At 73.6% G+C, this 11,193-nt stretch carries 9 protein-coding genes and 1 riboswitch; of the genes, 1 reads left to right on the forward strand and 8 read right to left on the reverse strand.

The features are described 5' to 3' along the window. Positions 1–12 precede the first annotated feature (12 nt). From ACIOC1_RS30680 to ACIOC1_RS30695, 4 genes are all read right to left on the reverse strand, one after another. On the reverse strand, positions 13–660 hold the full coding sequence (locus ACIOC1_RS30680; RefSeq protein WP_355338403.1) for a thymidine kinase: 648 nt from the start codon (positions 658–660) through the stop codon (positions 13–15). A gap of 55 nt (positions 661–715) precedes the next feature. Next, on the reverse strand, positions 716–1,909 hold the full coding sequence (locus tag ACIOC1_RS30685) for an alkaline phosphatase family protein (RefSeq protein ID WP_391048945.1): 1,194 nt from the start codon (positions 1,907–1,909) through the stop codon (positions 716–718). Then, entirely contained in the window at positions 1,909–2,502 is a 594-nt protein-coding gene (locus ACIOC1_RS30690) for a DUF5998 family protein (protein WP_188286046.1), read from the reverse strand. The genes ACIOC1_RS30685 and ACIOC1_RS30690 overlap by 1 nt, the downstream gene beginning before the upstream one ends. A gap of 76 nt (positions 2,503–2,578) precedes the next feature. Then, the gene (locus ACIOC1_RS30695; RefSeq protein WP_391163834.1) at positions 2,579–5,338 is read right to left on the reverse strand and encodes a GNAT family N-acetyltransferase; all 2,760 of its coding nucleotides are present in this window, start codon (positions 5,336–5,338) and stop codon (positions 2,579–2,581) included. Positions 5,339–5,499: 161 nt separating this feature from the next. On the opposite strand from ACIOC1_RS30695, the gene ACIOC1_RS30700 reads away from it, so the two are divergent. Then, positions 5,500–5,781, forward strand: a complete 282-nt coding sequence (locus ACIOC1_RS30700) for an HPr family phosphocarrier protein (RefSeq protein WP_355338395.1) — start codon at positions 5,500–5,502, stop codon at positions 5,779–5,781. 236 nt (positions 5,782–6,017) lie between these two features. Here the strand turns inward: ACIOC1_RS30700 and ACIOC1_RS30705 are convergent, their stop codons facing one another. The 4 genes from ACIOC1_RS30705 to ACIOC1_RS30720 all read right to left on the reverse strand — a co-directional run bounded on the left by ACIOC1_RS30705 (position 6,018) and on the right by ACIOC1_RS30720 (position 11,093). Continuing rightward, positions 6,018–6,719, reverse strand: a complete 702-nt coding sequence (locus ACIOC1_RS30705; RefSeq protein ID WP_355338392.1) for a GntR family transcriptional regulator — start codon at positions 6,717–6,719, stop codon at positions 6,018–6,020. A 234-nt stretch (positions 6,720–6,953) separates the two neighbouring features. Beyond that, a complete protein-coding gene (locus tag ACIOC1_RS30710; protein ID WP_401857193.1) occupies positions 6,954–7,817 on the reverse strand; it encodes a M23 family metallopeptidase in 864 nt (287 codons plus the stop codon). A 15-nt stretch (positions 7,818–7,832) separates the two neighbouring features. Further along, positions 7,833–8,000, reverse strand: a riboswitch (cyclic di-AMP (ydaO/yuaA leader). Between the two features lie 322 nt (positions 8,001–8,322). Further along, complete coding sequence (locus ACIOC1_RS30715; RefSeq protein WP_355338387.1) at positions 8,323–9,708, reverse strand: pitrilysin family protein; 1,386 nt, start codon at positions 9,706–9,708, stop codon at positions 8,323–8,325. Continuing rightward, a complete protein-coding gene (locus tag ACIOC1_RS30720; RefSeq protein WP_391048955.1) occupies positions 9,705–11,093 on the reverse strand; it encodes an insulinase family protein in 1,389 nt (462 codons plus the stop codon). Before ACIOC1_RS30720 ends, ACIOC1_RS30715 begins: the two co-directional genes overlap by 4 nt. Positions 11,094–11,193 lie beyond the last annotated feature (100 nt).

Raw genomic sequence — 11,193 nt, forward strand, 5'->3', positions numbered from 1 at the left:
TGACCGCCGCGGTCAGGAGTGGGTGACCGGCAGCACGTCGGGCGAGAGCGTGCCCGCGCCCGCGGTCGCGCTGGTCATCCGGCGGCGGTGGTGACGGCGGCACAGCACCTCGTAGCCGACCTCGCCGGACCGGTCGACGTCGCCGATCACCACCTGCGCGCCCTCGACGACCATCACGCCGTCGACCGTACGGGCGTTGTGGGTGGCGCGCTCGCCGCACCAGCACAGCGCCTCGACCTGAAGGGCCTCGACCCGGTCGGCGAGTTCGATCAGCCGCTGCGAGCCGGGGAAGAGCCGGGTGCGGAAGTCGGTGGTGATGCCGAACGCGTGGACGTCCAGGTCGAGTTCGTCGACCACCCGCGCCAACTGGTCGATCTGCTCGGGCGCGAGGAACTGCGCCTCGTCCACGATCACGTAGTCCACCCGGCCGCCGCGGCTGAGCACGCCGACCACGTGGCCGTACAGGTCCATGCCGTCCGCGACCTCGACGGCGTCGGTGACCAGGCCGAGCCGCGAGGAGAGCTTGCCCTCGCCCGCGCGGTCGTCCCTGGTGAAGATCACCGACTGGAGGCCGCGAGCGGTGCGGTTGTGGACGATCTGGAGGGCGAGGGTGCTTTTGCCGCAGTCCATCGTTCCGGAGAAGAAGACCAGCTCGGGCATGGGAAGGACGACGGCCTTTCGATGGGGGGCGGGAGAGCGCGGGGGCGGGCGGGCCTCAGGAGCGTACTTCGAGCAGCGGTACGAGCTGCTCGGCGGCGGCCATCGAGCCGTGCAGGCCGACCATCTTCGACTCCCCCGATTCCGTGCGGTGGGCGACGACCGCGATGTCGTCGCGGGCGACGGCCACGACGTCGCCGATCCGGCCGAACACCCGCTCGTCGGGCGGCGGTCCGAACCAGCCCGCCTCGATCGCCTCGGCCCTGGTCGCCACCCACATCTGCTCGCCGAGGACCTCGCTCCACACCGCGTGCACGTCGGCGGCGGCGCCGGGCACCGCGTAGACGTGCCGGGCGCGGGCCTCGCCGCCGAGCACCGCGACCCCGGCGCGCAGTTCCCAGTCCTCGTCGAAGTCGATCCGGGACCGCTCGTCGAAGGGGATGTCGATCATGCCGTGGTCGGCGGTGACGTACAGGGCGCTGCGCGGCGGCAGTTGCTCGGCGAGCCGCTGCGCCAGCCGGTCGACCATCATGAGCTGGCCGCGCCAGGCGTCGGAGTCGACGCCGTGCCGGTGCCCCATGCCGTCCAGCTCGCTGTAGTACGTGTAGACCAGCGTGCGGTCGGCGGCGCCGAGCCGGTCGGCGGCCAGGTCCATCCGCTCCTCGCCGGTGAGGCGCCCGTGGAAGGTGCCGCCGGACAGCGCGACCTTGGTCAGCGGGGTGTTGACGAAGGTCGGCGAGGAGACCTGGCAGGTGGCGATCCCGGCGGCGTCGGCGAGCTGGAAGACGGTGGGGTGCGGCTGCCAGACGTGCGGCGCGGTCCAGGGCTGCCAGCGCAGCTGGTTCATCAGCTCGCCGGTGGCCGGATTGAGCGTGGTGTAGCCCGCCAGGCCGTGCGCGGACGGCGGCAGCCCGGTGCCGACCGAGCCGAGCGAGGTCGCGGTCGTCGCCGGGAATCCGGCGGTCAGCGGACGGCCGGTGCCGCCGCGCGAGGTCGGCAGCAACGAGGTGAGGTACGGCGCCTCGTCGGGGTGGGCGAGGATCAGCTCCCAGCCGAGGCCGTCCACGAGGAAGACGCAGACCCGGTCGGCGGGCGCCAGTTCCAGGCCGGTGGCCGGCATGCCGGGGACGGCGAATCCGGCGACGGCGGCCGGGATGACGTCACAGAGCGCGCCGGTGCCGTAGTCGGGTACGGGAGCGGTACGCGGATCGAGCGGCGCGGAACCGTACCCGCCGTGCAGCGGCTGGACCATCAGTCAGTGGCCGCTGTCGCCTCGGAGAGCGCCTGCGCGAAGGCCAGGGTCTGGCGGACGGTGTCCGGGCCGTCGCCCGCCTCGCTGACCCGCAGCGACAGGTCGTCGGCGGTCGAGGAGCCGGTGTAGCCGTGGTCGGCCTCGCAGTTGGGGTCGCCGCAGGCGGCGGGCTCCAGGTCGAGCCGCGAGACCGCGCCCCAGCCGATGGTGAGCACCACTTCGCGGGGCAGCGTGCCGGGCGTGTACGACTCCGGGTTCGCGACCACCCGGCTGACCACGACCGAGGAGATCCGGCCGATCTTCACCGATTCGGTGGACGTGGTGGCGTACGGCGTCGGCGAGGTGTCGTCGGCGGCCTGCTCGTCGGTGTGGCTGACGATGAAGCGGCTGTCGGTGAGCACCAGCACGGTCACATGACGACGGACCTCGTTGGCGTCGAAGCTGGTCTCCTGGTGGACCAGGTAGGAGGAGACCGGCTCGCGTCCGACCGCCGCCTCGACGGCCTCCGCCACGAGGGTGGGGTAGTAGCCGCTGCGCTCGATGGCCGTGCGCAGGCCCTGAGTCGTAGTACCGGTCTTCGCCATGCCGACCATCCTAAGGGCCAGGTACGACCGCGACGTGCTCGGAGCGCGACCCGGCGTGCGGGCGGGCGCGGGAGCGGGCGCCGGGTCAGAACGAGGACAGCGCCCGCGGCCCGAGATCGGTGCGGGCGGGCGGCCTGGCCAGGCGGACGGACGCGCCGAGGACGGTCAGGCCGCGCGAGGAGACCACCACCGGTTCCAGGTCGACCGCGACGACCTCCGGGAGGTCGGCGGTCAGCAGCGACACGCGCAGCAGCAGCTCCTCCAGCGCGTCGGTGTCGACCGGCTCGGCGCCGCGCCAGCCGAACAGCAGCGGCGCGGCCTTGATGGAGCGGACCAGTTCGGCCGCGTCCCGGTCGGTGGCGGGGACGAGCCGGTGGGCGGTGTCGCCGAGCAGCTCCGAGGGCGCGCCCGCCAGGCCGAAGGACAGCACGGCGCCCGCGGCGGGGTCGACGCCCGCCCGTACCACCGTGTCCACCCCGCGCGGCGCCATCGCCTGCACGACGGGCAGCAGCTCCCGCGGGGTGCCCAGCCGCGCGGTCAGCTCGTCGTAGGCGCGCCGCAGGTCGCCCTCGTCCGCCAGGTCCAGGCGTACGCCGCCGAGGTCGGCGCGGTGTCGCAGGTGGGGGGCGGTGGTCTTGAGGGCGACCGGGTAGCCGAGCCGGGCGGCGGCGGCCACGGCGGTGTCGGCGTCGGGGGCGGGGAGCGCGCCGCGCACCTGGATGCCGTACCGGCCGAGCAGCGTCGCGGTGTCCGCGTCGCCGAGCGCGATCCCGCCCTCGGGCGCCTCGCCGGGCGGCAGCAGGCGGCGTACGTCGTCGGCCGCCGCGGCCTCCTGGATGTCGTCGAACTGCGGGATGCGGCCGGGGTCCGCCGATCCGGCGCGCCAGGCCGCGTAGGCGGCGGCCTCGGCGAGCGCGCGCACGGCCCGGTCGGGCGCGGAGTAGGCGGGGATACGGGAGGCGGCCTCGTCACCGGGCGCGCCGAGCCGGTCGGCCAGGGTCTCCAGGGCGAGGTGGGCGACCACCACCGGCTTGCCGCCGCCCGCGGCGGCGGTCGTACGGCGCAGCGCCTCGGCGAGCGCCGGGTCGTCGCCGGACTCGGGGTCGGGGGCGTCCTCGGAGCCGACGCGCGGGATCGCGGTGACGACGACGGCGTCGCTGCCGGGGTCGGCGAGCGCGGCGCCGAGGGCGGCGGCGAAGTCGTCGGGGGTGGCCGCGGTGGTGAGGTCGAGGGGCGCGGCGGGCCGCAGTCCCGCGGTGAGCGCGGCGTCGTAGGTGAGCAGGCCGAGCGATTCGGAGTTGCCGAGGACGGCGATCCGGTCGCCCGCGGGCAGCGGCTGGAGGGCCAGGAAGAGTCCGGCGTCCAGCAGTTCGGTGACGGTGTCCACGCGGATCACCCCGGCCTGCCGGAAGAGCGCGGAGACGGTGGAGTCGGGGATGCGGGTGGCGGGCACGGCGTGTCCTGCCGGGACGGAGCCGGAGTGCAGGGCGCCCTTGACGACGACCACCGGTTTGGCGGCGGCGGTGCGGCGGGCGAGCCGGGTGAACTTCCGCGGGTTGCCGAAGGATTCGAGGTACATCAGGACGGCGTCGGTATCGGGGTCGTCCTGCCAGTACTGGAGGAGGTCGTTGCCCGAGACGTCGGCGCGGTTGCCCGCGGAGACGAAGGAGGAGGGGCCCGCGCCGCGGCGGTGCAGTCCGGAGAGCAGGGCGATGCCGATCGAGCCGGACTGGGTGAACAGGCCGAGGCGTCCGCTGCGCGGCATCTCGGGCGACAGGGAGGCGTTGAGCCGGACCCCGGCGGCGGTGTTGAGGACGCCGAAGGCGTTCGGGCCGATCACCCGCATGCCGTGGCTCCTGGCCTGCCGGACCAGCTCGCGCTGGCGCGCCCTGCCCTCCTCGCCGGTCTCGGAGTATCCGGCGGCGACCACCACCAGGCCCTGGACGCCCGCGGCGCCGCAGTCGGCGACGGCCTCGGGGACCCGGTCGGCGGGCACGGCGATCACGGCGAGGTCGACGGGCGCGCCGATGCCGAGGACGGAGCGGTGGCCGGGCACGCCGTCGATGTCGGTTCCGCCGTCGGGGAAGGAGCGGTTGACGGCGTAGACGTGGCCGGTGAAGCCGCCCGCGACGATGTTGCGCAGCAGCGTACGGCCGACGCCGCCCGGCCTGCGGCCGGTGCCGACGACGGCGACCGAGCCGGGGCGCAGCAGCCGCTGGACGGAGCGGGCCTCGGCGCGGTGTTCGCGGGCCCGCATGACCTGGACGGACTGCTCGGTGGGTTCCAGGTCGAGTTCGAGGTGGACGACGCCGTCGGTGAAGCTGCGCTGCTGGGTGAAGCCCGCGTCGGTGAAGACCTTGACCATCTTGCGGTTGGTGGGCAGGACTTCGGCGGTGAAGTGCAGGATGCCGCGCTCGCGGGCGACGGCGGCGATGTGTTCGAGCAGCGCGGAGGCGACGCCGCGGCCCTGGTGCGCGTCCTGGACGAGGAAGGCGACCTCGGCGCGGGTGCCGGTGGTGCCCTTGTCGGCGGAGACGGCCCGGCCCGCGTCGTCGGTGCGGTCGTAGCGGACGGTGGCGATGAAGTCGCCGCCGACGGTGGCGGCCAGGCCGACGCGGTCGTTGTAGTCGTGGTGCGTGAAGCGGTGCACGTCCCGGTCGGACAGCCGGGGGTAGGGCGCGAAGAAGCGGTAGTACTTCGACTCGTCGGAGACCTGCTCGTAGAAGTCGACGAGCCGTCCCGCGTCGTCGGGCCCGATCGGCCGGATGTGGGCGATCCCGCCGTCCCGCAGTACGACGTCCGCCTCCCAGTGGACGGGGTACGGATGCGCCGTCTGCTCGCTCATGGCCCCAGCGTAAGCGGGTGGCCCGGCGGGCGCGTCACACTCGCGGAGCCGACGCGCAGGGGGCAGTCTGGTGGGGGCCGCGATCGTGCCGACGTGCCGGAGCAGCGCTCCGGCCGTGCGAAACTGGTCTAGACAACTGGAACGACCCGAAGGGCAGCACCATGGTTGAGCGCCGTGTCAACGTCGGCTGGGCGGAGGGCCTGCACGCCCGTCCCGCGTCCATCTTCGTCCGCGCGGCCATGGCCGCGGGCGTCCCCGTGACGATCGCGAAGGCCGACGGCGGCCCGGTGAACGCCGCGTCCATGCTGGCGGTGCTGAGCCTCGGCGCGCAGGGCGGCGAGGAGATCGTGCTCGCCTCGGAGGCCGACGGCGCCGACGCCGCGCTCGACCGGCTGGCGAAGCTCGTCGCCGAGGGCCTGGAAGAGCTTCCCGAGACCGTCTGAGACGCGGCGGGGCGCGCCCGCCCTCCCCGGCCGCGCTTTCGCGCGACCGGGCCTTCGGGCGGTGCGCCCTGCCGCGCGAAGCGCCCTTCGCGTGGCCGGAACACGTCCGGGGATCTTTGTCCCGCCACCGGACAGCGAAATTCAGCGGGGCCGGACAATCCACCCGGATTGCACCGGCCCCGCTTTATTGCATTTACGGGTGCCGCAATTCTACGCACTTGTATACGGTGCGATTGTTAATGGCGGCGGCGCACCGCGTTTACGGGATGTTTCAGAATCCTCACCGCGGCGCTCCGCTCCACGTGCCCCGCGGCCAGTTTGCGGGCCCGCTCGGCGTCACCGCGCGCCACCGCGTCCACGAGCGCCGCGTGCTCCTCCCACGACTCCACCGCGCGGGTGGGCACGTCGTCGCCGTACACCCAGGCGATCTTGTGGCGCAGCTGCGTGAGCAGCGCGGCCAGCGTGGGACTGCCCGACGCCTGCGCCAGCGTCTCGTGGAACCAGCCGCCGAGCGACGGCAGGTCGGACAACTGGCCCTGGACCGCGCGCTCCTGACCTAGGCGTACGAGCCCGCGCAGCACCTTCAGATGCGCGTCGGTACGGCGCTGGGCGGCGCGCGCGGCGCCCAGCGGCTCCAACAGGCCGCGCAGTTCCAGAAGGTCGGCCGCCTCCTGCTCGGTGGGCTCGGCCACCGAAGCGCCGGCGTGCCTGCGGGTGCGGACGAAGCCCTCGGACTCCAAGGTGCGCAGCGCCTCGCGGACCGGCACACGCGACACCCCGTACCGCTGCGCGAGCAGTTCCTCCGTCAGCCGGCCGCCCGGCGGGAAGAAACCGCTGACAATGTCGTCGCGGATGGCCGTACACACCACCTGGGCGGAGATACGCCGCCCCGTGCCGTCCGTCCCGTTCACATCCGATTCCGCATCGCAGGACCCCATTCTTTCCGCACATTCTGCGGTAACCCTATTCCAGCACACCAGGGATTCCGATCACAGTCCCGAATATGGGACTTCTTTTGGCGCGCGGGACCGATGCGGGACCGGTGCGGGACCGATGCGGGACGGGCACGAGACGGACGAAGGCCCCGGCGGGGGGAGCCGGGGCCTTCGTGCTGAGGGGGGTGGTGCGGTGGTTCCAGGGGTCGGTGGCGGGACCCCTGCGGGGTCCTGGGGTCAGACCGAGACGCCGTGCTTGCGCAGGTAGGCGATGGGGTCGACGTCGGAGCCGTAGTCGGGTCCGGTACGGGCCTCGAAGTGCAGGTGCGGCCCGGTGACGTTGCCGGTCGCGCCGGACAGGGCGATCTGCTGGCCGGGCGTGACGCTCTGGCCGACCGAGACCTGGATCGAGGACAGGTGGCCGTACTGGGTGTACATCCCGTCGGACATCAGGATCACGATGTTGTTGCCGTACGAGCCGCCCCAGCCGGCCTCGACCACGGTGCCGGAGCCGACCGCGTGCACGGTGGTGCCGCTGGCCGCGTGGAAGTCGATGCCGGTGTGGTAGCCGGAGGACCACAGGCCGCTGGAGGAGTGGTAGGCGGTGGAGACGTAGGAGCTGTCGACCGGCAGGACGAAGGAGCCGAGACGCTTGCGCTCGGCGGCGGCGCGGTCGGCGCGGGCCTTGGCCTCGCGGGCGGCCCGGACCTTGGCCGCGGCCTCCGCCGTGGCCTTCGCGGCTGCCGCGTCGGCCTTGGCCTTGGCCGCCTTGGCGCGGGCGGCGGCCTCGGCCTGCTTGCGGTCGGCCTCCGCCTTGGCCTTCGCGGCCTCGGCGGCCTTGCGCTGGGCCTCCGCCTGCGCGGCCAGGGAGTCGGCGAGCGAGCCGGTCACATCGGCGGTACGGGCGAAGACGGTGTTCGCGACGGCGTCGTGCGCGCTCTCGGCGTGGGCCGTGGCGGTCATCGAGGTGGCCCCGAACGCTCCGGTCGCGGTGAGCACCGCGACTCCGGCGAGCGTGCCGCCACCGCGGACGGTGCGTGCGGCGCCGCGACGGGGACGGCGGTGCTTCCCGCTGGGCGCGGGCAGAACAGTGAACGCCATGAAGAGGCGTCGCTCCTTTCCTTCCTTCTCGCCTACCGGGTTAGCTGACGGGTTCGGAGCAGGAAGGTCTCCTACGGGTCCGGCCGCCGCTCGGCGCTCGGTCCCGATTCACCCCAGGGACTGCTCCCTCGCGAGAGGGCTGGGTCCCCGGCTCCCCTGACGGGGACTCGGCGATGTGTGCCCGCGTGCCGCCGGACGCGGCTGCTGCTGACGGGCAACGAGCGAAGACGCTAACCGCGGTTTCGCCCATCCGCCAAACAGATCAGCTGATTTGTTGCGTACGCCACACTTCGCTGACACTCCCCCGCAAGCCCTCCCCAAATCCCGCACGGCGCTCGAAAACGCCCGCGCGGCGCTCCAAAACGCCCGCGCGGCGGTCGAAAACGCCCGGAACCCCGGCGCCGCAGGGGGCTGCCGGGGTTCCGGGGACGGGTGGCGCGAGCGGTGCCGACCGCTCGCGCCGGGTGGTGCGTGACCCGCGTGACGCGGGTCCGACCGTCCGGTACTACGTGATGATGTTCACCGGTCCGATGCCCAACTCGCCCACCGGCCCGGCGATGACGGACGCGTCCCCGACCAGGACCACCACGAGCCGGTCGAGCGGGAAGGCGTTGACGACCGCGGCGGTCGCCTCCACCGTGCCCGTGGCCGCCAGCCGCGCGTAGAGCTCGGCCTGGTAGTCGTCCGGGAGCTGCTGCTCGACCTGGTCGGTCAGCGTGGCCGCGACGGCCGCCGATGTCTCGTAGCGCAGCGGCGCCACACCGACCAGATTCTGTACGGCGACGTCCCGCTCCTCGTCGGTCAGGCCGCCCTCGCCGAGCGTCCTGATGACCTGCCAGGTGTCGGCGAGCGCGGGCCCGGTGACCTCGGTGGCCACCGAGCCGCTGATGCCCAGCAGCGCGGCGCCCGTACCGTCGGCGGAGCCGAGCAGCACCTGTCCGAAGGCGCGTACGCCGTAGGTGTAGCCCTTCTCCTCGCGCAGCACGCGGTCCAGGCGGGAGGTCAGGGTGCCGCCCAGGCAGTAGGTGCCGATCACGCGGGCCGCCCACACCGGGTCGTGCCGGTCGGCGCCGGTACGGCCGATGAGGAGCTGGGTCTGCACCGCGCCCGGCCGGTCCACGATGACCACGCGCGCGGTGTCGTCCGAGGTGATCGCCGGGCGCGGGCGGGGCTTGGCGGCCGAGCCGCTCCAGCCGCCCAGCGTGTCGTCGAGCAGCCGCGGCAGGTCGATGCCGGTGAGGTCGCCGACCACCACGGCGGTGGCGGTGGACGGGCGGACATGGGCCCGGTAGAAGGCGCGTACGGCCGCCGCGTCGATCCTGCGGACGGTCTCCTCGGTGCCCTGGCGCGGCCGGGAGCAGCGCAGCTCCGGTGCGAACAGCTCCTTGGACAGCGCCATCGCGGCCCTGCGGGCGGGGTTGGCCAGCTCGTGCGGGATCTCGTCGAGCCGGTTGGCGACCAGCCGCTTGATCTCGTCCTCGGGGAAGGCCGGGGTCAGCAGCGCCTCCGCGAGCAGGGCGAGCGCCTTGTCGAGCCGGGAGGCGGGCACTTCGAGGGAGACCCGCACACCGGGGTGGTCGGCGTGCGCGTCCAGCGTGGCGCCGCAGCGCTCCAGCTCGGCCGCGAACTCCTCGGCGGTGTGCTGCTCCGTGCCCTCCGACAGCGCCCTGGCCATGATGGTGCCGACGCCGTCCAGACCCTCGGGCTCGGCGTCCAGCGGCGCGTCGAGCAGCACCTCGACGGCGACGACCTGCTGTCCCGGGCGGTGGCTGGTCAGCACCGTCAGACCGTTGCCCAGGGTGCCGCGGTCGGGGGCGGGGAACGCCCACGGCCGGGGCTCCCCGGCCTGCGGCTGCGGGTGGAACGTCATGACGGCCGCGGTCTCGCTCACAGCTCGCCCTCCTGCTCGGTGGCTTCGTCGGTCGCTTCGTCAGTGGCGTCGTCGGTCGCTTCGTCGGTGGCGTCCTCCGCCGCGTCGCCGCCGGTGGGCTCGTAGACGAGGACCGCGCGGTTGTCGGGGCGCAGCCGCGCGGCGGCCACGGCCCGTACCTGCTCGGGGGTGACGGCCAGCACCCGCTGGACGGCGGTGAGGGCGAGCTGCGGGTCGCCGAACAGCACGGCGTAACGGCACAGTTCGTCGGCCCGGCCGCCCACGGTGGCGAGCCGGTCGAGCCACTCGCGCTCGATCTGCGCCTGGGCGCGCTCCATCTCCTCGGGGCTGGGGCCCTCCTGGGCGAAGCGGGCCAGCTCCTCGTCCACCGCGGCCTCGATGGTGCTCAGTTCGACCCCGCTGGACGCCTTGATGTCCAGCCAGCCGAGCGACGGCGCGCCCGCGAGGCGCAGCAGGCCGAAACCCGCGGCGACGGCGCTGCGGTCGCGCCGTACCAGCCGGTTGTGCAGCCGGGACGACTCGCCGCCGCCGAGCATGGTCAGCGCCAGGTCGGCCGCGTCGCCGTCGGCGGTGCCGTCCTCCGGCAGCCGGTAGGCCGCCATCAGCGCGCGCGAGGGCACGTCCTCCTCGATCACCTCGCGGAGCTGGCCGCCCATCACCTCGGGCAGCGAGCCGTCACGCGGTGCGGGCTTGCCGTCGTGGGCGGGGATACTGCCGAAGTACTTCTCGACCCACGCCAGCGTCTGCTCGGGGTCGATGTCGCCGACCACGGCCAGCACCGCGTTGCCGGGCGCGTAGTACGTACGGAAGAACGCCTGCGCGTCCTCCAGCGACGCCGCGTCCAGGTCGGCCATCGAGCCGATCGGCGTGTGGTGGTACGGGTGCCCCTCGGGGTAGGCCAGCGCGGTCAGCCGCTCGAAGGCCGTGCCGTAGGGGACGTTGTCGTACCGCTGGCGGCGCTCGTTCTTCACCACGTCGCGCTGGTTGTCCAGGCTCTCCAGGTCGAGCGCGGTGAGCAGGCTGCCCATCCGGTCGGCCTCCAGCCACAGGGCCAGTTCGACCTGGTGGGCGGGCATGGTCTCGAAGTAATTGGTGCGCTCGAAGCTGGTGGTGCCGTTCAGCGAGCCGCCCGCGCCCTGCACCAGTTCGAAGTGCCCGTTGCCCTTGACGCTGGCGGAGCCCTGGAACATCAGGTGCTCGAAGAGGTGGGCGAGGCCGGTACGGCCCTTGACCTCGTGGCGGGAACCGACGTCGTACCAGAGGCAGACGGCCGCGACCGGAGTGAGGTGGTCCTCGGAGAGCACCACCCGCAGGCCGTTCGCCAGGCGGTGCTCGGTGGCTGTCAGGCCGCTGGAGTGTGCCTCCGGCGTGGCCGTGTGACCCATGGGCAAGCTGTCCTTCCGGTCGCTGCTGCGTGACTGCGTAGAGTGCTGCCACTCTAGGCAAGGGAGCCGACCGTCCGCGAAGTTCCCGGTCACGCCGTGG

Source organism: Streptomyces sp. NPDC088197 (assembly GCF_044741185.1).
Taxonomy (GTDB): Bacteria; Actinomycetota; Actinomycetes; order Streptomycetales; family Streptomycetaceae; genus Actinacidiphila.